The following is a 24,152-nucleotide window of genomic DNA, read 5'->3' as shown; positions in this document are numbered from 1 at the left end:
GCTAGACTCAAATTAAATCAGAACCACTGGCTCTCATTAAAATTCGTTGCCTGGCGCTTTATTAAGCTTACCTTTGCCCCCAAACGATTCATGTCTTTTTAACGATGGACCTTCGCTAATTATCCACAGAACACTGTTCACCAATGCAAACATTGTTGTAAATGATTCCCTTCATGCCAAGGGTTAAGGCGAGTAACGCCAATAGCGAAGATAAGATAAAAGATACGGGTTCTGCCCAAGCCGCCTCGCCGGAAATAGAGTTAAGTAACAAAGTAATATTAGGCATGGGCGTAACCAGAAAAAATAGTTCGTAAACCACTTTCAATCCTAAAAGTACGCTCAAGGTTCCCAGGATTTTTGGGAAGGTTAAGAGTTGTGAAATCGTCATTAATTTGCCTTCGAAATCGTATGAAATTTTATTGAATACGAAGATAGTGTCGATTGAAGGGTTTTTATTACAAACAAAATAGCTGGCAAGGAAAAGAGGGGCAGGTTTCAGCTTGCCAGCTTCTCTTACTCAGGATAATTACAGTATCAGCTGCATTCTGTTGATATAGCAAGAAGTTGTATTTTCAGCGAAATAAATCTTAACTTTTTTACCTGCCATGGCTGCCGCTAATGACAGAGCATACATTTTATCAGCGCCTTCAGCAGTTACCCCATTTGAACCGACTGTAACCCAATAATAGTCAGGTTCAGAGGAGCTTTCACACTCGACGGAATCCTCATTCAACTGAAGTACAAAATTCCCTTGCGAATTAGGATAGATATTAATAATTTCCGCTGTGTGCCAAACACCAGCACGGACCACAACAGATGCGGTTGCAAAAAAAAGTGAAAAGATAGCAATAATCAGACTTTTCATTTTTGAATCCTTTTAGTTTTCTCTCGTAAATGAAGTAAAAAAGTTACCTCAAATCAGAGCATAAATAACCAACTTTTCAGATCTTATCATTGGTTTTTGTTACACACGCTTTATTTTGAGCTTTGATGACGCCAAGAGCCTCACCACTTCGCCTGTTTAATGGCGTTTTCTATGGCTTCAATATCCTGATTACTGGCATCACTGCTCAGTTCACTCACCGGAATACTGTGACTAAAGGTGAGTAATGTGAATTGCTTGTCTGATTTTGTTATGGCAATCAACCAACGAGTCACCGCGATATCTTCACCCTCTTCTTCGCCTTTTAACTCTTCCAGGCCACAAAACACCGATGGTGCAATTTCCTCTCGCTCGGTTTCAGCATAAACACTTTTAAGTAGTTGTTCCTGCTGCTCTGTGCCTTTGGTATCAAACTGATAACACTTAATCGCCAGGTTGCCCGCTTCATTTTCACTATTGAATAGCGTTAACTCTGGTACGTTAGCGCCCATGTTAAGGGCGGCATCAGGCAACAACTCAGGTTCATCCTTTTGCCAGGAATCCGGCAAAGACAAACTCACTACCGAAAACAAATTAAAATCAGCCATTATTGCTGCTCCTCCATAGGGCCGACATAGGCAAAACGCGGTATAGTTTTGCCATCTAATTCAACCGTTTCAATAAACATAGAATAAGGTCTTATCCAGAGTTTTCGCTCGCCGTACAAAGGGCGATAAACCACATACAGGGTTTCATCTTCTGAATGGGTGGCGGTGTCGATCACTTGATAATCGTGACCTTTATAATGCCGGTATAAACCGGGGAGTATTGATGTCATAGATAACTCATCTTTAAGGGGCTGGAGATAACCTTTCCCGAGTTTGTTTAATGTTGTCCTGATGCCAGCGATACAGCACAAACATCAAAACAAATAACACAGGGATACAGCTAAGCATCATTGCCTGCCACCCCAATAAATACAAAACAGCCCCTGCAGAAAGCGACGCTGCCGCCTGAATGGCGAACATAATGCCATCATTCAATGCTTGTGCCTGAAAACGCTCTTCTGGCGCATAAGCTTTGGGCAATAAACTGGTGCCCGCGGTAAAGAGGAAGTTCCAGGCAATACCAAGCAACACCAAAGTAACCCAATAATGCCAATATCCGGTGGCGAAAAAGCCCATCATGATACAAAACCCAAACAGTGCAATGCCCACCAGAATAAGCTTCAGCTCCCCGATTTTACCGATAAGCCAGCCGCTAAAAAACGACGGCAAAAACATGGCAATGATATGGCTCTGAATAACCACTTTGGTATCAGCCAGACTGTGCTCTCCCATAACATGCATGTGCACTGGTGTGGCCGTCATGATAAAAGCCATCAAACCATAGCCCAGGCTGGCAGAAAGCACGGCAGCGAGGAACGCGGGTTTAAGTAAAAACTGACGCTTCCTGGGCCTGATACTCGTTGTATTTTCCACGGTTAATTCGTCGTTAGTCTTTGCTTTATAGAAGCAAAATAAAAACAAACAACAGGCCTGAATAGCAGCCAATAAATAGAAGGTACCTTGAAAACTCTCAGGGGTTAGGTACTGCCCCAAAGTAGACAGCTCTGGCCCTAAAATGGCAGCAAATAATCCACCCAACAGTACCAGTGACACCACTTTGGGTACTTGCTCCATGTCCACCCACTCAATCGCGGCGAAACGGATCTGTTGGAAGCCGGCAATGGCGCACCCTAGCAGTGCCGCAGAGAGACAGAACAGTGTAAAAGACGCCTGCCCAACGGCAAAGGCGGCCAGTAAGCTGGCTACAACACCTGTGGTTGCGGCCATTAAAAACACCGGTTTGCGTCCGGTTTTACGCATCAATAAAGCCAATGGCGAAACCGAAAACGCGGTGCCCAGAATCATCAAGGCTAATGGTAAAGTGGCATACTGTTGTTCAGGTGCAACCTGGGCACCAAAGATCCCCGCCACCAGTACCATCAGGGTACCCGATGTGGTGGCCAGCGCGGATATACTGGCCAACAACCAGACAATGGGGGGAAACTTCATAGTGCCTCATATTTACTTTGTGGACTCAAGCAGAGTCCTGTTTTAGTGTCTAACAGTTCTGCCACTCACCAGCAGTGATTACAGATACCGTCCGGCCAGCATCATCAAGCCCGCAGCTGTTGGCTTACCATGTTGCCAGTCCCCGCCTTCAACACCACTTCCGGCAATATCCACATGGGTGTAAGCGTGGGAGGTTTTATCCAGTCCGGAGGAAATTTGCAAAAACGCCATCGGAAACTGGTGGCCACGAGCTGTTACCGCCGAAGCGGCATTGTTAGAAGACAACAAATCGTCGGCCTTGGTACGCGGCTTAACAAAATCGAAATCTTCACGACGAGAGCGAGAAACTTCTGCCGGATCGGCCCATAAGTCTCCTGCTGCCGACAGCTTAATAGCACTTTCTTTTGCACGGGCTACACCATTTTCCACCAAGGCGGTGTATGGCCCAACCGCACGTGCAGCATGACCTGTTAAAGTAGCTACTGAGAAAAACTCAGCTTTATCGTCGTTTTCAGCCAGCTCCAGTAGATGAGTGAGTACATCAGACAGTACCAGACGTCCTTCGGCATCGGTATTGCCAATGCGCACCCGAACGCCGCCTCGACTGGTAATGATTTCATCTGCAACAAAGGCATCAGCTCCGATACTGTTGCGTACCGCGCCAATCTCCGCCACCACTTTAATGCCATTCGGTTGCAGCTCCGCCAGCATTTTCATAAAGCCCGCTACGGTGGCCGCCCCGCCCTTATCGCGGCTCATGCCTGCCATGTGACCATTCACTTTCAGATCGGCACCGCCGGTATCATAAGTAATGCCTTTACCAGCCAGATACAAACTGTGCTGTATCGGCCCCTTGCCTTCATACGTCATGGTAATGACTCTGGCCTGATGACGCTCAACAGCTTCAGAAGCTCTAGCGACAGCAAATAATAACGGATATTCCTTTTCCAACAGGCGTTGATCGCTGATCACCTCAACCTTAACGGCACTACCCGCCAATGCTTCAACACAATAATCAGCAAAGCCCGGAGGTGCCATGCGTTCTGGCTCAGTGCCACATAAATCTCGAGCCACTCGTTTGCCTGCTTCAGCAGCCATTAACCAATTAGCAGAGATATTGCCATTGCTGCCTGGTAAACCGATTTCAGTGATGGGTTCAAGTTCGTTTTCATCCAGCGCCATGCGCGCTTCCAATGGCTGCCATAGTCCTTGAGTCAAACCGAGATAAACTGCCGATACTGCATTTTTAAAACGCGCATCATCTGGCGCATCTACCAGCACCAAAGGTTGTTTTACGCCCGCGCTCGCCGCAAGCTTCGCCGCCTGGTTCGCAACATCAAAAAAACGTCGAACATCATCGTAATACCGATCAAGTTGTCCGGTAGGAGCAAAGATAATGCGTTTGCCAGGTACCTGCTCATTGCCTAACAACAATACTTGTGAATTAATGCGGGCATCAATTTTCTGATGCGCATTCAGGGCAGTTTTGATTAAGGGTTCGCTAACTGCGTTGCTATCGGCAGCAACAACAATAACCGCATCCCATTTTGCTGATGCGCTCAATGCTGAGGATAAATCATTTATTTCAGTAATTTTTGGAAAGGCCATGAACAAGATCCTTTATTGTAGGGTAATAACTGAGGCGCATATTCTGCATTTTTCCAACCGGGGCTACAAGGCAAGGCTTCATCTAAACTAACCTGAAAACCCGCCAGGCTGTGCACTTATGATTCCGAACGCGCTGCAGTGTGCTCGCCATCAAACTCCAGAGCAAGCTGACGACTGTCAGCTTCGTGAGGCATTGCAACGTGTAAGCCAACCAGTCGAATCCCTCTTTGGTTTTGCCGCTCCAGAATTTGCGGCAACAATCGCTCATAGGTCGTTAATGAAACGGTTTGCGTGCGCTGATCCATGGTGGTTTGCTGGAAATCCGAAAACTTGAGCTTAATGCCTTGGTTATGCACAGTCAGATTTGGGCTGACTTTTTTCAATCGCTTGATGAGTTTTGGGTAGAGTTTATGAATAATCTCCAGACATTGCTGGGGTGTGTAGATGTCTTGTGCCAAAGTGGTTTCAATACCCACTGATTTGCGTTCCCGGCTGGTACTCAGCTCTCGGTCGTCCACTGCATGGCATCGTTCCCACAATATACGGCCAAACTTACCAAATTGTTTGAGCAATCGCTCTCGCGGAAACTTTTGCACATCGGCACAGGTTTCCAACCCTAACAGCGCTAGTTTTTGCTGGGTTACCTTACCCACCCCCGGTATTTTTTTGAGTGGTAACCCCGTGACAAACTGCATGAGTTTATCCGGTGTAACAACACATAACCCATCGGGTTTATTTTCGTCGCTGGCCACTTTCGCCACAAATTTAATCGGCGCAACGCCTGCTGAAGCAGTTAAACCAGTATCAGAATAAATGGCCTGGCGAATATCCTGCGCAATCCGAGTAGCACTGCCGCCAAACAGATGTGATTGGGAGACATCTAAAAAAGCTTCATCCAGAGACAGTGGCTCGATGATATCTGTGTAGCGCTTAAAGATAGCTTTTATTTTGCGAGATACTTCAATGTAAACATCCATGCGCCCCGGCACCAAGGTGAGTTGTGGACACAATTTCATGGCATGAGCTGTGGCCATGGCAGAACGCACGCCAAACTTACGCGCCGGATAATTACAGGTGGAAATCACCCCACGCCGGTCGGAGCTACCGCCAATCGCAATCGGAATATCTCTAAGCTCTGGATTGTCCCGCATCTCCACTGCGGCATAAAAACAATCCATATCAATGTGAATAAATTTACGCAAAGAACAACAGGCCTTGAAACACTGTTTATTTAAACAGTATCTTAGTTGATTTTGATGACAGTTTCTATTTATTAGCGCCTTAACTAATGAAGTCAGCTTCGAGAATAACTTTATGCTATTCACCCTTTTATGTTTTTTTAACATAAAAGCCCGACCACTCCATCAAAGTTATAACAATGTTGATACAGCCTGCGAGTAATGTAGGATTATTGGTGTTATAACATTGTAATTACAGTAGTAATAAATATGCGCACACAAGTACGAAAAATTGGAAACAGCCTTGGTAATATCATTCCTTCTGCTTTTATCCGTCAGTTGGAATTGAAGGAAGGTGCCGAAATAGAAGTAAAAACCGATGGTCAAAAAATAACCATTGAACCAGTTAAAAAACAGTCCACACACTTTCCTTTTAGTGAACAAGATTTATTACAAGGCTTGGATTCACATACTGCGCACTGTGATGAACTCTCTACAGTGTTAAGCAAAGAGCTTGGTGAGTAATGCCTAAGTACATACCCGAACGCAATGACATTATATGGCTAGATTTTGAACCCACAGGAGGCAAAGAAATTGGTAAATACCGTCCTGCACTTGTGCTTTCAAGCAAGGATTATAACTGCAAAACCAGTTGGTTAATTTGTTGCCCCATCAGTACCAGTATTCGCGGACACGTGACTGAAGTACCTGTTGCTAATCTAGATGAACCCAGCGTTGTTGCATCCAACCTCATCCAGACGCTCGCTTGGCAGGATCGCAAAGCAAAAAAGATTACTACAGCGGAAAATGGCGTCATGCAAAACGTTTTGCTGCGACTGCTACCACTCATAGGAGCCGAAGCACTCTTCGACGAGTGATGAAAGCTTCTTCGTAGGCTCCTTCATCACGCCTGAAAGAAAGCAGAAGAAACCCGCCGTGCGGCGGGTTTCTTAAAACAATGAAAAAGAATTTTTCAATAGACGTTACACCCGGAAGTGTTTAAGAACATCATCCAGATTCTCTGCCAGACGCTTAAGGTCTGAGATATTCTTCTCAACGTCTTTACTTTCAGACACCGTCTCATCTGCCAGCTCAGTGATATGGCTAACATTGCGGGCAATCTCTTCCGCAGTGTAAGACTGCTGTGTATTGGCAGCCACAATGCTTTGCATTTGCTGTTGGATTTGCTCAACCCCGGTAAAGGCTTGATCCAACACTTTTTGCAGATCTGCCACCCGTTGCACGCCGGATTCCGCCTGGCTGTTACTGGCAGTCATAGCCTGGCTGGCTTGTTTTGCTGTAGTTTGCAAAGCGCCGATAATCTCCTGGATATGACGGGTGGACTCTTGCGTACGACTTGCAAGTGTTCTAACTTCATCCGCCACAACCGCGAAGCCACGTCCCATCTCGCCAGCGCGGGCCGCTTCAATCGCTGCATTGAGTGCTAAGAGGTTAGTTTGCTCAGTGATGGCGGAAATAACGTCGAGCACTTCCCCAATCTTATCGGTTTCTGCTTCCAGCGCCGCCACCACTTGTGAGGCCTCGCCAATCTGGCTGGATAGTGAGTTGATATCACCCACAGCAGACTTAACTACTGAGCTGCCCTTGTCCATTTCCTCTTTAACATTATCTGCCACTTCCATGGCTCCACTGGTATTGCGAGATACATCTTTGCTGGTTTCCGCCATTTCATAACTGGCACTGGCTACTGACTCAATCTCTGATTTCTCGTTGTTCACCAGATCCAGATTGTGCTGGGTGATCTCACTCACGTTTTTAGTGGCACGGTTCACTTCCGCAGTGATGTCCATGGTCTGCTTAACTAAAGACTGAATCTTGTCCATGAAGGCGTTAAATTCACTGGCCAATTGACCAATTTCATCTTCGCGATTCAAGTCAATACGCTTAGTTAAATCACCGTCACCACGAGAAATATCCTTCATGGCATCAACCATTGAATTCAGCGGGTTAAGCATAGGACGCACTATCATGTATACCATGACAGCGATAATTCCCAACATCACCAGCATCAGGACGGTCACCTGCCAAACTGCGCTGGCCACCGGTTCGCTTACCGCTTGATCTGGCACCATAAAGCCCAGTTTCCAGTTAAAGTAGGGATACTCACCAGAAACCTTGTCGAAAATTACTTTGTAGTGTTCGTCCTGCCAGCGCACTTCTGCCATACCGCTATCTTGTCTGGACACCATATTTTTCAGCTGGGCAAAGCCTTCTGTATCATTAAAATAAGAATCCACCTTGCTCATGTCTGAGCCTGGTGGAAATCGCTCTGTAAAGCCCGGGAAATACACCAACACGCCTTTATCGGTTACCAGAAACGCATTTCCCATACCTTCATACTTGATTTTACTCAGTAGCTCTTCGCCGATAGTGGTGATTAAGATATCCATACCGCCAATACCCAAGAATCGGCCATTGCGATTAACGACGGTTTTAATAGTGGCGGAGATAGAGCCATCGTTGGCGTCAACAGCAGGGTCAGAGAGGTATAAACGGCCTTTGTCTTGAGCTTCAAACCACCAAGGGCGCTTGTTAGTAAAATAATTAGGATCGCCGTCATAACGACCGTTTAGATCGAAATACTCAAAGGTGTTAGCCGAACCAAAAAACACACTTTTGATGGCAGGATCTTTATCAGAAAAGAATTTAAAGAAATCCCAAACCTTGCGGTAGTCTTCATCACCTGAAAGGTCACTGCGACGATCGTCATAGTTTTCGAACCAATCCAATACCAATGGATTAGCAAATACACTATGTATTACTTGCCCTTTGGCATAGAAAAACCCAGCTATCTCAGTGGCTTTTTGAGCGACTATGTTTTGGATATCACCATTTACTTTTTCAATGGTACTGGATTTAACTTGCTGTACCTGCCAGATGCCGTAGAGCAGGAACAACACAGCGATACCCGAAAGACAGATCGCAATCAGCCGCTGACTGATAGACTTTTGAAACCACATAGAGCAACCTTTCTAATTATTTGTTTTGATTATCAATACCTTAACGGCAAGACACGTAAATAGTTGAATGCAGATCACGGAATTGGATACTGCCAGCATTGGTTTTTCACCACAAAATTGCGGTCATTGTCTGAATTTACAGCAGTTATGTAAAGGATTGTGACGGGATTTTTACAGTATTAAGACCAAAGTATGAAAGCCTGACGTGTTTATGCAGCTTTACGCCTCCAGATTCAGGCAGGTGCTGGGAGACAGCACCTGAAAAGCTTTTAACGGCTCAAAATGCCATTAAACAATTTTATTGTTTTGCCATTCCTGAATTTTCTTTTGTCTGGCTTGCTCACGCTCTAACTTGGCCTTTTTGCGATCACAGGGCTCTGGGCAATCACAAGCCTTTTCAATACCTAAGGCACCCAGTCCACCGCATGAGCCAGATATGGTTTTATTCTGCAGAATATAACCAATAGCCATGGCAGCCACGACCACTAAAAAGAATACAAAAGCTAACAGAAAGGTACTCACTACGTACTTATCCTTTATTTATCAGAAAAGATTCAAAACCCGGCGTAGTATACTCCTTAAACTCGCCATTTTCTCGGGTAATCAGTAAAACCGACAGGTTATTTTGCAGCGCCATTTCAAGGCCTGCTTCTTTACCCATCACCGCTATCGCCGTTGACAGACCATCTGCGATTAAACAAGATGGATGCACTACCGTAACAGAGACCAGATTATGCTGAATTGGCTTTCCGGTTTTTGGATCTATCAGATGAGAGTAGCGGATCCCCTCTTCTTCATAGTAGTTGCGATAATCTCCTGAAGTAGCAATCGCGTTGTTACCCACAGAAATTACCTCCTGTACTGCCCGCTCCATGGTTACCGGTTTTTCAATGGCAATACGCCACTGTTGGCCATTGAGTTTCTCTCCGGCTACCCGCATCTCTCCGCCAATTTCCACCAGATAGTTGCTAATACCAAAAGACTCAACAATCTCAGCAACCTGATCCACACCATAGCCTTTGGCAACTGTTGACAAATCCACATACATATCAGGATGTGAACGAGTAACTGTATTGCCGGATACAGAAAGCTTGTCAAAACCCACTTTAGCTTTGATCTCAGCGATTTCCGCATCGGTGGGAATAACTTCGGGTTTCGCTTGTGGACCAAAGCCCCAGAGGTTAACCAGAGGTCCCACAGTTATATCCAGGTAGCCATTACTCATGTTGGCAATGTTGATTGCTTCATTCATGACCAACATGGTCTCATCAGACAAAGGATAAGCTTCAGTACTCTTGGTTTGATTAAAAATAGAAAGCTCAGAGCCTGGGTCATACGTGGACATCAATTTGTTGATATGCACTAATTCGGCATCCACTTTCGCCTGAATATCCTCTGGCACCAGCTCAGACTCAGACCAGTATTTAATGTTGTAAGTGGTGCCCATAGTAGGGCCGCTCAAATGTATTTCGTTTGGAACGGGCTGACAGGCAGAGATTAGCGCCATCAGAACACTGACTAAAAGCAGTCCAAACAGGTGAGGTTTGACAGTATTTTTAGTTTTCATGGGAATTGATTCTTGCACAAACGGATAACAAAAAAGGGGCATAAGCCCCTTTTTTACACTTTAAATAAACTTAACCACCGAAGTCATCAAGCATGATGTTATCGTCTTCTACGCCCAGGTCTTTGAGCATATTGATAACAGCAGCGTTCATCATAGGTGGTCCACACATGTAGAACTCACAGTCTTCTGGCGCTGGGTGATCTTTCAGGTAGTTTTCTAACAATACCTGATGGATGAAGCCAGTGTAACCTTCCCAGTTGTCTTCGGGTTGTGGATCAGACAAAGCAACATGCCAATTAAAGTTTTCGTTCTCTTCTTGTAGCATGTCGAAATCTTCAACATAGAACATTTCACGCAAAGAACGCGCACCATACCAGAAAGAAATCTTACGGTCAGTTTTAATACGACGTAACTGGTCGAAGATGTGTGAACGCATCGGCGCCATACCAGCACCACCGCCAACGAAAACCATTTCAGCATCCGTTTCTTTAGCGAAGAATTCACCAAACGGACCAGAAATCGTGGCTTTATCACCTTCTTTCAAGCTCCAGATATATGAAGACATCTTACCAGCAGGCAAGCTCAGATTATTAGGTGGCGGCGTAGCAATACGCACGTTCAACATAATAATGCCTTCTTCTTCCGGGTAGTTAGCCATGGAATAGGCACGGATAGTTTCTTCATCGACTTTAGACTCGATATCAAAGAAGCCAAAGCGCTCCCAATCAGGACGATATTCTTCAGGAATGTCGAAATCTTTATATTTAACGTGATGCGCAGGCGCTTCAATCTGAATATAACCACCAGCACGGAAAGGCACGCTTTCGCCATTAGGGATTTTGAGTTTAAGCTCTTTGATAAAGGTAGCTTTGTTATCGTTTGAAATAACTTCACAATCCCACTTTTTGATACCAAAGATTTCTTCTGGAAGCTCGATATCCATGTCTTGCTTGATAGCAACCTGACACGCCAAGCGACAGCCTTCACGGGCTTCGCGCTTGGTAATGTGATCCAGTTCAGTAGGCAGGATTTCACCACCGCCCGCTTTGATATCAACGCGGCACTGACCACATGAGCCACCACCACCGCAAGCAGAGCTTACGAAAATACCACTGTCGGCCAAAGCACCCAACAACTTACCGCCCGGAGAGGCCGTAATAGCTTTTTCAGGGTCACCGTTTATCAGGATTTTAACGTCACCTGTAGGGACCAATTTCGATTTGGCGAACATGATGATAAATACCAACGCAAGTACGATGGCAATAAACATCCCGACACCAAGATAAATTTCAACTTGATTCATGTAATTTTCCTCTCGTATCGGCGTTTACAGGGCAACACCCGTGAATGACTGGAAACCCAACGCCATCAGACCCGCGATCATGAACACTGAGCCCAATCCACGGATACCTTCTGGCATGTCGGCATACTTCAGCTTTTCACGCACTGCAGCCAAAAGGGTGATAGCAATCGCCCAACCAAAACCACTGCCAATGCCGTACACAATACTTTCGGTGAAGTTGTATTCACGCTGAACTGCGAAAGCAACACCACCGAATATGGCACAGTTTACGGTGATCAGCGGCAAAAAGATCCCTAGCGCGTTATATAAAGCCGGGAAGAACTTATCCAAACTCATTTCCAGAATTTGAACCAATGCTGCGATAACACCGATAAAGGTCAGGAAGTTAAGGAAGCTAAGATCTGCATCCGGGAAGCCAGCCCAAGCCAGCGCACCCGGTGCCAGGATGTTCACATAAATCACCTGGTTAACAGGAACTGAAATACCCAACACCACGATTACTGCTACGCCTAAGCCAATAGCGGTTTTAACTTTTTTAGATACCGCAAGGAACGTACACATCCCCAAGAACAAGGACAACGCCATGTTCTCAATAAATACGGAACGTACAAATAAACTAATATAATGTTCCATGACTTACTCCTTTGGTTCCACTTGCTCTGGACGGATTGTTCGGATGAACCAAATCATGCCGGCAATCAGGAAGAACGAGCTAAATGGAAGAATCAATAAACCGTTGCCTTGGTACCAACCACCGTTTTGCACCAGTGGTAAGATTTCAAAACCCAGAATCGTACCGAAGCCAAATAGCTCTTTGATAGTACCAATACAAATCAAGATAAAGGCATAACCTAAGCCGTTACCTATACCATCCATAAAGCTCATCAAAGGTGGGCTCTTCATGGCGTAAGCTTCCGCGCGTCCCATTACGATACAGTTGGTAATAATCAACCCCACGAATACCGAGAGTTCTTTTGCCACCGAATAGGAATAGGCTTTTAAGATTTGGTCCACAACAATTACCAACGAAGCGATAATCGTCATCTGAATGATGATACGCACGCTGGAAGGAATGTGATTGCGGATTAAAGAGATAAACAGGTTAGAGAACGCCAATACCGAAATTACGGCCATTGACATAACCAAAGCGGTTTCTAACTTGGTAGTGATTGCCAGTGCTGAGCAGATACCCAGAACGTGCAATGCAATTGGGTTACTGTCCAGGACGGGCCCGAACAATACCTTTTTCATTTCTTTTGTTTCAGCCATTGTTCTGCCCCTTAAGATTTCCAGGACTGTTTGCTCAGGTACTTACCAAAGCCCTGTTCACCCAGCCAGTAAGTTACGCTGTTCTGTACACCATTACTGGTTAAAGTCGCACCAGACAATGCATCAACCGCATAAGGGTTGTCAGTGCCAGCGCCTTTTTTAACCTTAATGGCAACTTCACCATCTTTAAACGCTTGCTTACCATCCCACTTCGCTTTCCACGCAGGGTTGACAATTTCACCGCCCAATCCGGGAGTTTCTTTGTGCTGGTAATACACTAAGCTGCGAATGGTAGAGCCATCTGCTTCAATAGCCAGGAAACCGTACATCAGATCCCAAAGACCACTGCCATAAACAGGCAACACCAGGCGTTGTACGTTACCGCTGTCGTCTTTGATGACGTAAACACTGGCAACTTTAGCGCGGGTCTGGAAACCGACATTGCTGCCTTCAACTCTTACGTTGTAGTCAGAGTTTTTAGCCGCTTTGAACATGTCGTAGCCTTCATAAGGCGCATCGACATAAGTTCCAGTTTCAAGGTCGACAAAGCGTTCTTCTACGTATTTGTCGTAGACACCTGCAATATCACCTGCTGCGGTCTCTAGCAGACCAGCCGCTTCAATGATGTTTGTTTGCTTATCCAGCGCTGCATTCGTTTGCTGAAGGCTACGCAAGCCGACAGCAGCAGAAGAAACAACAATTGAGCAAGCAAGACAGACGGCAACAACGATGCCGATAGTTCTTCCGAGAGTTTCTTTACGCGCTGACACGTGCCATCCTCCGTTTTATATTGCTTTGAGCGACAAAATAATCAAACAACGGCGCCCACAGGTTGGCAAATAAGATGGCCAACATCATACCTTCTGGGAAAGCCGGGTTTAGTACACGTACCATGACACACATGGCACCAATCAACAGGCCATAGGCCCACTTACCTTGATTGGTGAATGAGGCTGATACCGGATCGGTGGCCATAAAGAACATACCGAAGGCAAAACCACCCGTTACCAAGTGCCAGTACCAAGGCATGGACATCATGTGATTAGTTTCGCTGCCTACCAAATTCAACAAGGTGGCGAAGATGGCTGCACCTAAAAGCACACCCAACACAATACGCCATGAAGCGATGCGTAGATAAATAATGAACAAACCACCGATTAATAACATCAGGGTTGAAACTTCACCCGCAGAACCTTGAATGTTGCCGTAGAAGGCATCCCACCAAAGCGCTACATTGCTGTAATCCAACGAACCAGAAGCGGCCTTACTCAGCATAGTTGCACCAGAGAAACCATCTGCAGCAGTCCAGATAGCATCACCGGAAATTTGCGCCGGGTAAGCGAAGTACAAGAAAGCACGACCGGATAATGCTGGGTTAAGGAAGTTACGACCTGTACCACCAAATACTTCTTTGGCGATTACCACACCAAAGGTGATACCCAATGCCACTTGCCACAAAGGAATGGTCGCTGGCAGGGTTAAGGCAAACAGTACTGAAGTAACAAAGAAACCTTCATTAACTTCGTGTTTACGCACCGAGGCGAACAAGACTTCCCAGAAACCACCAACGATAAACGTTACTGCATAGATAGGCAGGAAGAAACAGGCACCGTAGCCCATCATGCCTAACCAGCTTACGCCGTCGACACCTAACTGACCGCCAAGCGCCGTAAAGATTGCTGCTTGCCATACGTCAGGTAAGGTTACTGCTCCAGCGCCATTTAAAATGGCTAAATGCGCTTGTTGACCAATATTGAACATACCGTAAAACATGGCCGGGAATGTCGCCATCCACACCATGATCATGATGCGTTTCAGGTCGATACTGTCACGAACGTGAGCTGTACCTTTAGTCACTTTACCAGGCGTGTAAAGAACGGTGGCAACCGCTTCGTAAAGCGCATACCACTTTTCGTGTTTTCCACCCGGTTCGAAATCGGGTTCAATCTTTTCAAGATAATCTTTCAAGCTCATGATTAGCCCTCTTTCTCAATCTTATCCAGACAATCACGCAGCACGGAGCCGTAATCGTATTTGCCAGGACATACATAAGTACACAACGCCAGATCTTCCTCGTCTAACTCCAGGCAACCCAAAGTTTGGGCACCGTCTGTATCGCCAGAAAGCAAATCGCGCAGTAATAAAGTGGGTAATACGTCTAACGGCATAACTCGCTCGTAGTTGCCGATGGGTACCATGGCGCGGTCTGAACCGTTAGTTGTAGAAGTCATATTAAACAGTTTGCCACCACCCATGTGGCCAAGATAGGCACGCGTGATAGAGTGCTTATCAGAGCCCGGCGTGATCCAACCGAGGAACTTCTTCTCGCTGTCTTCAGCTACCACTGAAACCTGAGTAGCGTAACGACCGAGGTAAGCGTGAACACCATGGGCGTGCATACCGTGCAGCACAGAGCCAGAAATCACACGCGGGTCATCCGAAGATAATTCACCAGCGGTTAATTCTTCTGTGTTGGCACCCAAAGTGGTGCGAACTAGTCTTGGATTTGACACCACTGGACCCGCTAATGCAACAACGCGAGAGGAATCCAGCTCGCCAGTGGTAAATAGCTTACCAATGGCAATCACGTCTTGATAACCGATGTGCCATACCATTTTGTTGGCGCCAGCGGAATCGAGAAAATGAATATGCGTGCCTACCAGGCCTGCAGGGTGAGGACCAGAGAACTCTTCGGTAGAAACCGCAGCACTGCCAGTGGCAATAACCGCGCCCGGCGCTTTAGTTAACCAGGTTTTACCCTCGGTCAGCTTAGCAACGATGTTCAAACCGTTTTCAAAATCCGCCTGATTACCATCAATGATCACTGCAGGATCAGCGGCTAGAGGATTGGTATCCATAGCGTTGACAAACACCGCTGAAGGCGCAGAGTCAATCGCAGGGGTTTTACTGTAAGGACGAGTACGCAGTGCGGTCCACAAACCAGAATCAACTAATTGCGCAACGACCTTGTCTCTTTCCAGAGAAGCAAGCTCAGTCGCATCATATTTAGCAAATTCTACCTGCTCTTCACCGGAAACCTTGATGACAACTGACTGCAAAACACGTTTTGCACCACGGTTGACTTCAATAACTTCACCGGCAGAAGGCGCTGTGAACTTCACACCTGGGTTCTTTTTGTCTTCAAAAAGAACCTGCCCTTTTTTAACGACATCACCCACCTGACAATGCATAGTGGGACGCATGCCGATGTACTCTTCACCCAGAACAGCAACGCGCGAAATCGGCGCACCGTCATGGATTTCTTGCTTTGGCGCTCCCGTAATAGGGAGGTTGAGGCCTTTCTTTATTTTAATCATACATACATGCACTAGTTAAGGATTAATACTTATCAGGATTGCGTTCAGACAAACCCAATCCTGATAAGTATCCAATTTTTCCTGGTTCAACCCGACAAGGTTAAAGACTGCATTTACTCGTTATTTCTATCGAATTTAACTAAAACGTTTTGTTACAGAAATAAACCTTGAATACAAACTCTAGAATTCTAGCACTACCTGAGCATTTTGTGCTACGGCAATGTGTGTGACTTGGTTTTTTTGCTTTTTTTTTAGCCACGCGCCGATTATTTTTTAACCTAAACCCTAGCAATTGACGAATTTTTGTCAACGCCAAGCGAAGATATTTACCTGCTCTGGCAGCTTTAAGATCTGTTCAGTAAACAAAACACCGCCGAAGCGGTGTTCTAAAAACAAATTAATAAGGCAGTCTTACCAATCAGCCAGGAGGCTGACATCGGCATCGTAATCAACACCGTCAAACCCAAAACCAAACAAGTGTAAGAATTCTTGATGGTAACCAGCGTAATCACTCAACTGATGGAAGTTGTCTTGTGTCACTTGCTGCCAAAGCTCTTTGATCTTCGCTTGAGTGGCATCGTTAGTTTCTTTGCCATCCATGCGCAATCTGTTGGCTTCGTCTACTTCCGGCGCATCTTGCAGTAACAACCGGAACAAGCCATCGATTTGCTCGATACAACCTTCATGAGTGCCCTCTTGCTTCATGACTTTGTAAATCAAAGAAATGTACAACGGCATCACTGGAATCGCAGAGGACGCCTGAGTAACCAGCGCTTTCAATGACGAAACATAAGCTTTAACGTTGAGATTGGCCTGCTTAGACTCAATGGCCTTAACTGCGCGATCCAGATCTTCTTTGGCTTTGCCGATAGTCGCGTGACCGTAGATGGGCCAGGTTAACTCTTTACCGATGTAAGTGTAAGCGGTAGTTTTACAGTTTTGTGCCAATACGCCCGCTTCTGCTAAAGCATCTAACCACAATTCCCAATCTTCGCCACCCATAACCTTAACGGTATTTTGAATGTCTTCTTCAGAAGCTGGCTCCAATGACACTTCGTGCACCAGGTCTTTATCGGTATCGTAGGTTTTAGTGGTATAACTTTGTCCAACAGGTTTAAGCACTGATTTATAGACTTCACCGGTTTCAGGATCAGTGCGGCGAGGAGATGCCAGGCTATATATCACCAGGTCCACTTGCCCCATATCTTGCTTAATCGCTTCGATAACGTCAGCCTTCATTTCTTTGGAAAACGCATCGCCATTTAAGGTTTTGTGGTAAAGCCCCGCCTCTTCTGCTTGTTGATGAAAAGCTGCAGTGTTGTACCAACCTGCCGTGCCGGTTTTTCTCTCGGTTGGCGCTTTTTCAAAACACACCCCCAACGTTTTGGCACCATAACCAAATGCAGACACGATTCTCGAGGCCAATCCATAGCCAGTGGAGCAGCCTAAAACTAACACGTTTTTTGGCCCTTCATCGGAGTGGGATTGTGCTTTTACATAATCAATTTGCGTGCTGACATTGTGAGCACAGCCAACGGGATGCGCATTAGTACAGATAAAACCACGAATTTTAGGTTGGATTACCATAATTGAGGAAATTCCTTGCTTGCAAGAACGAGTCAATCGTCCAGTATTAAAATTGTGGCTATTGTAACCAGCACAACGAATTCAACAACTCTGAACAGCTGAGTACGGGCTACTTTCGCCAACAGTGACTTTCCAATCGGCTTCTAATCGCGACTTTGATATAAACGCGCTTCAGTAATACCGTGGAAGTTAGCCACTTCTTGCTGAAACTTCTGATACTCGGCATAAATCTTGGCAAACTGCGCATCTGCTGCCGACTGCTCAGCCAGTACTTGTTCTGTGGCTTGTTTCAGAGACGCAATAACATCATCAGGCAATTGACGTAAGTCTACACCGTGGGTGTTTAGCAGCGTTTGCAAAGCAGCATTGTTACGCGCCGTATATTCATCCAACATATCCTGATTAACCGCTCTGGTAGCGACTTCTACAATTTTTTGTAAATCTTCAGGAAGTTGATTATAGGCTTGCTCATTAACAATAAACTCCAGTGTTGTACCGGTTTCGTGCCAACCAAAGGCGTAATAAAAATCTGCAGCTTTATGCAAGCCAAACGCCAGATCGTTGTAGGGCCCTACCCACTCGGTGGCATCAATGGCGCCTGTTTGAAGAGACGTGAATAGCTCCCCCCCCGTCAATGTAACTGGCACGCCCCCAACGCGTCTCAAGACCTCTGCGCCCAAGCCGGGAATACGCATTTTCAGGCCTTTTAAATCTTCAACAGAGTTAATTTCTTTTTTAAACCAGCCCGCCATCTGGGTGCCAGTATTGCCGCCCGCAAAAGGAATGAGGCCAAAGGGCTTATAAAGTTCACGCCATAACTCAAGGCCACCGCCATAATGCAGCCAGCCATTCATCTCCTGAGCATTCATACCAAACGGCACACCCGTGAAAATTTGCGCCGCAGGTGCTTTACCTTTCCAATAATAAGGGCCTGAGTGGCCAATTTGAGCAGTGCCTTCCGCAACTGCATCAAATACTTCAAATCCGGGAACAATTTCACCTGCACCATACACTCGTACTGTCAGCCTGCCACCTGACATCTGATTAACCATTTGCGCAAAGGTTTCCGGACCTTTGCCCAATCCCGGGAAGTTCTTGGGCCAACTGGTTACCAATTTCCACTCAAAGGTTTGCTGCACAGCTTGCGATTGTGCTGATTCTTGAGTGGATGATTCTGAACAGCTCATAAGCATAGCTGACAGCGCAATCATCCAACCAAATTTTAGTGCTTTCATACTCTTTCCTATCCGTAAATGGTGTCAGGTAGCCAGGTAATAATTTCAGGCCAGATAGCCATCATGATCAACAAACCCAACTGAATTAAAACAAACGGCGCCACCCCTTTATAAATTTCCAAGGTTTGCACGGAAGGCGGCGCAACGCCTCTTAAATAAAACAGCGCGAAACCAAATGGCGGCGTTAAAAAAGAAGTCTGCAAATTCACCGCAATCATGATACCTAACCAGATGGGGTCAACCCCCATCATAAATAATACGGGTGCTACCAAAGGCACGACGACGAAGGTGATCTCGATAAAATCCAGAATAAAGCCCAATACAAAGATAATGGCCATCACCATCAACACCGCGCCAAACTCACCACCGGGTAAGCGTTCAAAGAAACGATGGATCATTTCTTCACCACCAAAGCCTCTGAAAATCAATGAAAAGATGGAAGCACCGATTAATATCATGAAGATCATAGCGGTGACTTTAGTGGTATCTAGTGCAGCAGCCTGTAAACGTGTCCAGTCCATTTTTTGCTGAGCGAATGCCAGTAAAATAGCACCTGTTGCGCCGACGCCCGCGGCTTCAGTGGGCGTCGCGAAACCGGCTAAAATGGAGCCGAGCACTAAAATAATCAGCATTAATGGCGGGAACAAGGCACCAAATACACTAGTGGTATTCTTTTCCTGTGCATCTTGTGCTTCATCGGCTTCTAACTTAGGCGTAAATATCAATACATACAGGGCATACAAAGCCACCAGCAATAATCCGGGAACAATGGCGCCAACAAACAAATCGCCCACCGAAACCGAATCCGGTGAAAAGTTCCCCATATTCAATTGTGCTTGTTGATAGGCTCCAGAAAGTACGTCACCCAGCAATACCAGCGCGATTGACGGTGGGATAATTTGACCTAACGTCCCCGTAGCACAGATGCTGCCGCAAGCCAGTGATTGCGGATAGCCTTTTTTCAGCATCGCTGGCAACGACAATAACCCCATAGTCACCACGGTAGCGCCAACAATACCGGTACTGGCAGCGAGCAACATACCTACAAAAATAACCGATAACACTAAACCTGAGCGAAAATTACCGAATAAACTGGCCATCGCGGTGAGCAGTTCTTCAGCCACCTTGGATTTTTCCAATACGATGCCCATCAATACAAAAAGCGGCACCGCCAACAGGGTTTGATTATTAATAATGCCAAATAAACGGGAGGGCAAAGCATTGAGGTAAGAGGTTTCGAATGTGCCGGTTACCACACCAATACCGGCGAAGATCAATGATGTTCCGGCCAGGGTCAATGCAACCGGATAACCTAACAATAGTGCACCGCACACGCATAAAAACAGGAGTAATGCCATCAATTCCATGATTATTCTCCTTTCAAAGCCAGTCTGGCGTTTTTAAGTACTTCAGAAATTCCTTGTAAAAACAGCGTTGCCGCAAATAGCAAGATAAAAGTCTTCAGCAAGAACAATGTTGGCAAACCACCTGCCGCTTGCGATGCTTCAAGCAACCGCCAGGACTTGAGCACATAACTCCAACTCATGATGAAAATGAACCCGGTCAATGGCAGTAAAAACACCAAACCACCGAAAAAGTTCACCCGGGCCTTATTCCTGGGTGAATAATTGCGGTAAAACACATCGACACGTACGTGTTCATCCAACTTGAGTGTATGAGCGGCACCCAGCATAAAAATTGCCGCATGCAAATACATAACCGATTCCTGCATGGCAACCCAGCCCATGTCAAAGCCATATCTGAGCACCACAATCAGAAATGTCAGGGCGGTCATAATAAGTGTGAACAGGCTGACCAGATAACACAATCTGGCGTGAAAGCGATCAATAAATTGGCTGAATTTGTCCGACATGAATATCCGCAAGTCTGTTAGTTTTTATCGTTGTTTTTGCGCTAAAAAATAAACCGTTGATAATGCAACGTTTTATCAAAAATTTGTGGTTTTGGGAATCATACCAGAGGCAATCCTTGTTTGCGGAACAATTTTGTTATGAGCAGTAAACCAAGAAAAGCGCCCTACGGCGCTTTTCTTTCAAACTTAAAAAAATGGAAATGCTATCAGGAAACCTTGCGCCCTGCCCCGCCCAAACAGGCTGGTGAATCAGGTGCATCACCATACAACCGCTCCCATTCCTGGTCAGTATAGGTATGTAACGCAAGGGCGTGAATGTGGTTTTCGATCTCGTCTTTGAGCACCTTGTTGACATCTTTGTGGCGATGCAGCAATCGCTGACCGGCGAAACGAGGGGTTACCAGCACCACTTTAAAGTGGGTTTCTGAGCCGATGGGCACGTTGTGCTGAGAACTCTCATTAATGACCTCAAGAAATTCTGGTGCGAAATGCTCCGTTAACTTATCTTCTATTGTGTTTTGAATGTTCACAATTCAAATACCTCCAAAATCAAATCTGCCGCTAACACAGACCGGAGAAAATTGCGCCTGATACAGCCGCAAAAGACTCTGTACATGAGGAGACTGTATGTTGCCTTCCTCATGTCTAAATTTAGCCTGAGATCCTGAATTTAAATACTGAAATTTGCAGAAAAACCACTTGCATTTTGGTAACTGTTTGAGTCAATGACATATATTTTTAAACTGCAAATACAAGAGAATTTATAACCTTAATTTAAGGCTTTACGATCCTTCTAAAGGTCAAATTGATGCGCTCCCCTACAGGCTGCTTTGTTCGGGCAATTCCATGCTGCCAATACTTTTGAGTATCACCGCTCATCAACAACAAACTGCCCGATTCCAAGAGCAACTGTAACTTCACCGGTTCACGCTTATGTAACAGGTCAAATCTTCGGGTAGCCCCCAAAGTAACAGATGCAATTGTCGGCTGCTCTCCCAGTTCAGGCTCATCATCACTGTGCAAACCCATGCAATCTGCTCCATTGCGGTACAAGTTTGCCAGAACACTATTAAATTCAACCTGTGCAATCTCGCTGCAAGATTTGAGTAAACTGTGCAACGCTTCTGTTAGCGGCAATGGTACGAAGGTTTTCCCGGAATAACGATAGCGACTTTCTGGCTCGCCATACCAAGCTTGCAACCGGGGAATAGTGTGCCACTTGCCATACACTTTAATCCTGTCTGATTGCCATTGCAGTTGTGTACGCAATAAGGCAAACAATACATCAGCCTCATCTGGTGTAAGGAAATCAGGGCGATAGTGCAACTCTCCGTCAAAAAACGTATTAATATCTGGCAATAAACGTCGCCGATTGCGATGAAGTACTTGATTCGAAGCAGCAACTTCGCGAACACCTTTATTTGATGATTCTGTGGTAGACTTGTGCTGCGCAGCTTCACCTGAAGAGGCGCCTGGAAACAAGTCAAACTGCTTCATAATAAATTACCTTAAGACAATCCAATGAGAACAGAGTTAAGTATACAGGATAAATGCTGGCAACTTCACCGTTACCCGCCAAAGCAGCAACATGTCAGCCTACAAGCCTGGGATGCTGCAGATGAATACATTTATCAGCATCTGCATGAAAACCCTGATCTACAAGCACAGCCAACTGTCATCCTCAACGATGACTTTGGTGCCCTTGCCTGTATGTTACCGGAGCAAATCTGCGCTTGGTATTCAGATTCAAAAGTGGCTGAACTGGCCATGCAACAAAACTGGCAGAATAACTTTCAATGTGTTCCTGAATTTAGCATTCACAGCAATTTGTCTGATTTACCTGGTAACGCTACGCAAGCGATTTTAAAACTACCCAAAAACAATGGCTTTTTGGCAGAGCAATTAATCACCTTAAGAACGCTACTACCAGAAAATGCACTGGTGATCACTGCAGGTAAAGCTAATCAGATCCAAAAGTCTACTCTTACCCTATTTGAAAAACACCTCGGGCCAACGCATACCTCTCTGGCGGTAAAAAAAGCGCGCTTGATCTATACCCGGGTTAACAAAAGTCTCTCCAGCCAATCAAAGTTTCCGCTACGCTGGCAAGTGGAAAATTCCGGACCTCAAATAGTAAACCTCGCCAATGTATTCTCTTCAACCTCATTGGATATCGGCGCGCGGTTTTTGCTAGAACACCTACCCGATTGCCACAACAAACAAGTTCTTGACCTCGGCTGTGGTAACGGTGTTTTGTCGGTACATGCAGCTCAGCAAAAGCCTGCAAAAATAATCTGTGTGGATGAATCAGCAATGGCAGTGGCTTCAGCACAACTTACTCTGCAAACAAACTGTCCTGAAATACCCGCTGACTTTTTTCATTCCAACAGTCTGGAGCAGGTACCGGTAAAGCAACTTGATGTGATCTTATGCAACCCTCCATTTCATCAGCAAAATACCATCACAGATCACATCGCGTGGCAAATGTTCAATGACGCTCAAAAAGCCCTTAAAAAAGGCGGTGAGCTGCGCATTGTGGGTAACCGCCATTTGAACTATCACGAAAAACTAAAACGGTTGTATGGTGGTTGCAAAGTAGTTGCAAGCAATCGCAAATTCGTTATTTTAAGCAGCATTAAACGATAAAAGGAATATTCATGTTTTTTACTTTTCGCTTTCTGATAGCACTGCTCGCCATGGTTTCATTGTCAATTTCGGCTCAGAGCAAAGATGGTTCTCACATACAGCCAGATAATTTCTATCCGAAAGTAAAGATCGAAACAGATTTGGGAAATATGACTGTCGAACTGGACCGTCGCAGAGCACCTATCACCGTCAATAACTTTTTGCGCTATGTGGAAAAAGGCAGCTACGACAACACCGTTTTTCATCGCATTATTCCGGGATTTGTTGTGCAAGGTGGCGGTTACGATGCCGAGTTCAATACACTGCCAGCTTTTGGACAAATCTACAATGAATCCGGCAATGGCCTGAAAAACGACATGTACACCGTTGCCATGGCTAGAGGAGACGACCCACACTCCGCGAACCGTCAATTCTTCTTTAATGTACAAGACAACAGGACCTTAAATCCGGGTCGCAATTGGGGCTACACGGTATTCGGTCTGGTATTAGAAGGCGCAGAAGTAGTCGATAAGCTTGCTGAAGTCGAAACCGCCTACAATATGGAATTAGGCTGGCGAGACGTGCCTGTGGAGAATGTTATGCTGAAGAAAGTTACCTTACTGCCAGAGCCTGTCGTTGCAGCTCAGTAACATGTATACCCAAGCCACCTCAAGATGCCCGCTTCAGAAC

26 protein-coding genes are annotated in these 24,152 nt (G+C 45.7%); 4 read left to right on the top strand and 22 right to left on the bottom strand.

What is annotated here, in order from left to right:
• Nucleotides 1-115 precede the first annotated feature (115 nt).
• From ACXAGP_RS15200 to dinB, 7 genes are all read right to left on the bottom strand, one after another.
• Complete coding sequence (locus tag ACXAGP_RS15200) at nucleotides 116-388, bottom strand: hypothetical protein (RefSeq protein WP_475262410.1); 273 nt, start codon at nucleotides 386-388, stop codon at nucleotides 116-118.
• Nucleotides 389-526: 138 nt separating this feature from the next.
• The gene (locus ACXAGP_RS15195) at nucleotides 527-865 is read right to left on the bottom strand and encodes a hypothetical protein (protein ID WP_475262409.1); all 339 of its coding nucleotides are present in this window, start codon (nucleotides 863-865) and stop codon (nucleotides 527-529) included.
• A 140-nt stretch (nucleotides 866-1,005) separates the two neighbouring features.
• Nucleotides 1,006-1,470: a hypothetical protein gene (locus ACXAGP_RS15190; protein ID WP_475262408.1), complete on the bottom strand. Its 465-nt coding sequence runs from the start codon at nucleotides 1,468-1,470 to the stop codon at nucleotides 1,006-1,008.
• A complete protein-coding gene (locus ACXAGP_RS15185; RefSeq protein WP_475262407.1) occupies nucleotides 1,470-1,700 on the bottom strand; it encodes a DUF1653 domain-containing protein in 231 nt (76 codons plus the stop codon). Before ACXAGP_RS15185 ends, ACXAGP_RS15190 begins: the two co-directional genes overlap by 1 nt.
• Before the next feature lie 13 nt (nucleotides 1,701-1,713).
• Complete coding sequence (locus ACXAGP_RS15180; protein WP_475262406.1) at nucleotides 1,714-2,919, bottom strand: MFS transporter; 1,206 nt, start codon at nucleotides 2,917-2,919, stop codon at nucleotides 1,714-1,716.
• Nucleotides 2,920-2,997: 78 nt separating this feature from the next.
• Nucleotides 2,998-4,527, bottom strand: a complete 1,530-nt coding sequence (locus tag ACXAGP_RS15175) for a M17 family metallopeptidase (RefSeq protein ID WP_475262405.1) — start codon at nucleotides 4,525-4,527, stop codon at nucleotides 2,998-3,000.
• 116 nt (nucleotides 4,528-4,643) lie between these two features.
• Nucleotides 4,644-5,729 (bottom strand): DNA polymerase IV, encoded by a 1,086-nt coding sequence (gene dinB / locus ACXAGP_RS15170; protein ID WP_475262404.1) that lies wholly within the window; start codon nucleotides 5,727-5,729, stop codon nucleotides 4,644-4,646.
• Between the two features lie 246 nt (nucleotides 5,730-5,975).
• Between dinB and ACXAGP_RS15165 the strand changes: the two genes are divergently transcribed.
• Together ACXAGP_RS15165 and ACXAGP_RS15160 are read left to right on the top strand one after the other, a co-directional pair.
• Nucleotides 5,976-6,230: an AbrB/MazE/SpoVT family DNA-binding domain-containing protein gene (locus ACXAGP_RS15165; protein WP_475262403.1), complete on the top strand. Its 255-nt coding sequence runs from the start codon at nucleotides 5,976-5,978 to the stop codon at nucleotides 6,228-6,230.
• Nucleotides 6,230-6,583 carry a type II toxin-antitoxin system PemK/MazF family toxin gene (locus ACXAGP_RS15160; protein WP_475262402.1) on the top strand — a complete coding sequence of 118 codons (354 nt, stop codon included), beginning with the start codon at nucleotides 6,230-6,232 and terminating at the stop codon, nucleotides 6,581-6,583. Before ACXAGP_RS15165 ends, ACXAGP_RS15160 begins: the two co-directional genes overlap by 1 nt.
• 105 nt (nucleotides 6,584-6,688) lie before the next feature.
• Here ACXAGP_RS15160 and ACXAGP_RS15155 read toward each other — a convergent pair whose 3' ends face one another.
• From ACXAGP_RS15155 to ACXAGP_RS15085, 15 genes are all read right to left on the bottom strand, one after another.
• Nucleotides 6,689-8,686: a methyl-accepting chemotaxis protein gene (locus tag ACXAGP_RS15155; protein WP_475262401.1), complete on the bottom strand. Its 1,998-nt coding sequence runs from the start codon at nucleotides 8,684-8,686 to the stop codon at nucleotides 6,689-6,691.
• Between the two features lie 288 nt (nucleotides 8,687-8,974).
• Complete coding sequence (gene nqrM, locus ACXAGP_RS15150; protein ID WP_475262400.1) at nucleotides 8,975-9,208, bottom strand: (Na+)-NQR maturation NqrM; 234 nt, start codon at nucleotides 9,206-9,208, stop codon at nucleotides 8,975-8,977.
• A gap of 7 nt (nucleotides 9,209-9,215) precedes the next feature.
• Nucleotides 9,216-10,253, bottom strand: a complete 1,038-nt coding sequence (locus ACXAGP_RS15145) for an FAD:protein FMN transferase (protein WP_475262399.1) — start codon at nucleotides 10,251-10,253, stop codon at nucleotides 9,216-9,218.
• 70 nt (nucleotides 10,254-10,323) lie between these two features.
• A complete protein-coding gene (gene nqrF / locus ACXAGP_RS15140; RefSeq protein WP_475262398.1) occupies nucleotides 10,324-11,556 on the bottom strand; it encodes an NADH:ubiquinone reductase (Na(+)-transporting) subunit F in 1,233 nt (410 codons plus the stop codon).
• A 24-nt stretch (nucleotides 11,557-11,580) separates the two neighbouring features.
• Nucleotides 11,581-12,189: an NADH:ubiquinone reductase (Na(+)-transporting) subunit E gene (gene nqrE / locus ACXAGP_RS15135; protein WP_338291407.1), complete on the bottom strand. Its 609-nt coding sequence runs from the start codon at nucleotides 12,187-12,189 to the stop codon at nucleotides 11,581-11,583.
• Nucleotides 12,190-12,192: 3 nt separating this feature from the next.
• On the bottom strand, nucleotides 12,193-12,825 hold the full coding sequence (locus ACXAGP_RS15130) for an NADH:ubiquinone reductase (Na(+)-transporting) subunit D (protein WP_475262397.1): 633 nt from the start codon (nucleotides 12,823-12,825) through the stop codon (nucleotides 12,193-12,195).
• Between the two features lie 11 nt (nucleotides 12,826-12,836).
• Nucleotides 12,837-13,595: a Na(+)-translocating NADH-quinone reductase subunit C gene (locus ACXAGP_RS15125; RefSeq protein WP_475262396.1), complete on the bottom strand. Its 759-nt coding sequence runs from the start codon at nucleotides 13,593-13,595 to the stop codon at nucleotides 12,837-12,839.
• Complete coding sequence (locus tag ACXAGP_RS15120) at nucleotides 13,582-14,799, bottom strand: NADH:ubiquinone reductase (Na(+)-transporting) subunit B (protein WP_475262395.1); 1,218 nt, start codon at nucleotides 14,797-14,799, stop codon at nucleotides 13,582-13,584. The genes ACXAGP_RS15125 and ACXAGP_RS15120 overlap by 14 nt, the downstream gene beginning before the upstream one ends.
• A 2-nt stretch (nucleotides 14,800-14,801) precedes the next feature.
• On the bottom strand, nucleotides 14,802-16,142 hold the full coding sequence (locus ACXAGP_RS15115) for a Na(+)-translocating NADH-quinone reductase subunit A (protein ID WP_475262394.1): 1,341 nt from the start codon (nucleotides 16,140-16,142) through the stop codon (nucleotides 14,802-14,804).
• Nucleotides 16,143-16,553: 411 nt separating this feature from the next.
• Nucleotides 16,554-17,729, bottom strand: coding sequence for an enoyl-ACP reductase FabV (fabV, locus tag ACXAGP_RS15110; RefSeq protein ID WP_475262393.1), 1,176 nt, complete (start codon nucleotides 17,727-17,729; stop codon nucleotides 16,554-16,556).
• A 143-nt stretch (nucleotides 17,730-17,872) separates the two neighbouring features.
• Complete coding sequence (locus ACXAGP_RS15105; RefSeq protein ID WP_475262392.1) at nucleotides 17,873-18,964, bottom strand: TRAP transporter substrate-binding protein; 1,092 nt, start codon at nucleotides 18,962-18,964, stop codon at nucleotides 17,873-17,875.
• Between the two features lie 8 nt (nucleotides 18,965-18,972).
• Nucleotides 18,973-20,331 carry a TRAP transporter large permease gene (locus tag ACXAGP_RS15100; RefSeq protein WP_475262391.1) on the bottom strand — a complete coding sequence of 453 codons (1,359 nt, stop codon included), beginning with the start codon at nucleotides 20,329-20,331 and terminating at the stop codon, nucleotides 18,973-18,975.
• 2 nt (nucleotides 20,332-20,333) lie between these two features.
• Complete coding sequence (locus ACXAGP_RS15095) at nucleotides 20,334-20,837, bottom strand: TRAP transporter small permease subunit (protein WP_475262390.1); 504 nt, start codon at nucleotides 20,835-20,837, stop codon at nucleotides 20,334-20,336.
• A 206-nt stretch (nucleotides 20,838-21,043) separates the two neighbouring features.
• Nucleotides 21,044-21,367 carry a BolA/IbaG family iron-sulfur metabolism protein gene (locus ACXAGP_RS15090; RefSeq protein ID WP_338291398.1) on the bottom strand — a complete coding sequence of 108 codons (324 nt, stop codon included), beginning with the start codon at nucleotides 21,365-21,367 and terminating at the stop codon, nucleotides 21,044-21,046.
• A gap of 244 nt (nucleotides 21,368-21,611) precedes the next feature.
• Nucleotides 21,612-22,334: an alpha-ketoglutarate-dependent dioxygenase AlkB family protein gene (locus ACXAGP_RS15085; protein ID WP_475262389.1), complete on the bottom strand. Its 723-nt coding sequence runs from the start codon at nucleotides 22,332-22,334 to the stop codon at nucleotides 21,612-21,614.
• A gap of 24 nt (nucleotides 22,335-22,358) precedes the next feature.
• Between ACXAGP_RS15085 and ACXAGP_RS15080 the strand changes: the two genes are divergently transcribed.
• Nucleotides 22,359-23,483: a methyltransferase gene (locus ACXAGP_RS15080; protein WP_475262388.1), complete on the top strand. Its 1,125-nt coding sequence runs from the start codon at nucleotides 22,359-22,361 to the stop codon at nucleotides 23,481-23,483.
• A gap of 11 nt (nucleotides 23,484-23,494) precedes the next feature.
• A complete protein-coding gene (locus ACXAGP_RS15075) occupies nucleotides 23,495-24,112 on the top strand; it encodes a peptidylprolyl isomerase (protein ID WP_475262387.1) in 618 nt (205 codons plus the stop codon).
• Nucleotides 24,113-24,152: the final 40 nt, after the last annotated feature.

The sequence above is a fragment of the Planctobacterium sp. AWM4_229 genome (assembly GCF_056160305.1).
This window is presented reverse-complemented; position numbering and strand designations above follow the sequence as displayed.

Bases quoted from the DNA above. Each gene is read 5' to 3' on its own strand.
- ACXAGP_RS15165 (WP_475262403.1), top strand. From the start codon at position 5,976: ATGCGCACACAAGTACGAAAAATTGGAAACAGCCTTGGTAATATCATT.
- ACXAGP_RS15160 (WP_475262402.1), top strand. From the start codon at position 6,230: ATGCCTAAGTACATACCCGAACGCAATGACATTATATGGCTAGATTTT.
- ACXAGP_RS15115 (WP_475262394.1), bottom strand. From the start codon at position 16,142: ATGATTAAAATAAAGAAAGGCCTCAACCTCCCTATTACGGGAGCGCCA.
- ACXAGP_RS15105 (WP_475262392.1), bottom strand. From the start codon at position 18,964: ATGAAAGCACTAAAATTTGGTTGGATGATTGCGCTGTCAGCTATGCTT.
- ACXAGP_RS15120 (WP_475262395.1), bottom strand. From the start codon at position 14,799: ATGAGCTTGAAAGATTATCTTGAAAAGATTGAACCCGATTTCGAACCG.
- ACXAGP_RS15080 (WP_475262388.1), top strand. From the start codon at position 22,359: ATGAGAACAGAGTTAAGTATACAGGATAAATGCTGGCAACTTCACCGT.
- ACXAGP_RS15175 (WP_475262405.1), bottom strand. From the start codon at position 4,527: ATGGCCTTTCCAAAAATTACTGAAATAAATGATTTATCCTCAGCATTG.
- ACXAGP_RS15180 (WP_475262406.1), bottom strand. From the start codon at position 2,919: ATGAAGTTTCCCCCCATTGTCTGGTTGTTGGCCAGTATATCCGCGCTG.
- ACXAGP_RS15100 (WP_475262391.1), bottom strand. From the start codon at position 20,331: ATGGAATTGATGGCATTACTCCTGTTTTTATGCGTGTGCGGTGCACTA.
- nqrF (WP_475262398.1), bottom strand. From the start codon at position 11,556: ATGAATCAAGTTGAAATTTATCTTGGTGTCGGGATGTTTATTGCCATC.
- ACXAGP_RS15200 (WP_475262410.1), bottom strand. From the start codon at position 388: ATGACGATTTCACAACTCTTAACCTTCCCAAAAATCCTGGGAACCTTG.
- nqrE (WP_338291407.1), bottom strand. From the start codon at position 12,189: ATGGAACATTATATTAGTTTATTTGTACGTTCCGTATTTATTGAGAAC.
- ACXAGP_RS15095 (WP_475262390.1), bottom strand. From the start codon at position 20,837: ATGTCGGACAAATTCAGCCAATTTATTGATCGCTTTCACGCCAGATTG.
- ACXAGP_RS15130 (WP_475262397.1), bottom strand. From the start codon at position 12,825: ATGGCTGAAACAAAAGAAATGAAAAAGGTATTGTTCGGGCCCGTCCTG.
- ACXAGP_RS15075 (WP_475262387.1), top strand. From the start codon at position 23,495: ATGTTTTTTACTTTTCGCTTTCTGATAGCACTGCTCGCCATGGTTTCA.
- ACXAGP_RS15190 (WP_475262408.1), bottom strand. From the start codon at position 1,470: ATGGCTGATTTTAATTTGTTTTCGGTAGTGAGTTTGTCTTTGCCGGAT.
- ACXAGP_RS15145 (WP_475262399.1), bottom strand. From the start codon at position 10,253: ATGAAAACTAAAAATACTGTCAAACCTCACCTGTTTGGACTGCTTTTA.
- ACXAGP_RS15155 (WP_475262401.1), bottom strand. From the start codon at position 8,686: ATGTGGTTTCAAAAGTCTATCAGTCAGCGGCTGATTGCGATCTGTCTT.
- fabV (WP_475262393.1), bottom strand. From the start codon at position 17,729: ATGGTAATCCAACCTAAAATTCGTGGTTTTATCTGTACTAATGCGCAT.
- ACXAGP_RS15085 (WP_475262389.1), bottom strand. From the start codon at position 22,334: ATGAAGCAGTTTGACTTGTTTCCAGGCGCCTCTTCAGGTGAAGCTGCG.
- ACXAGP_RS15185 (WP_475262407.1), bottom strand. From the start codon at position 1,700: ATGACATCAATACTCCCCGGTTTATACCGGCATTATAAAGGTCACGAT.
- ACXAGP_RS15195 (WP_475262409.1), bottom strand. From the start codon at position 865: ATGAAAAGTCTGATTATTGCTATCTTTTCACTTTTTTTTGCAACCGCA.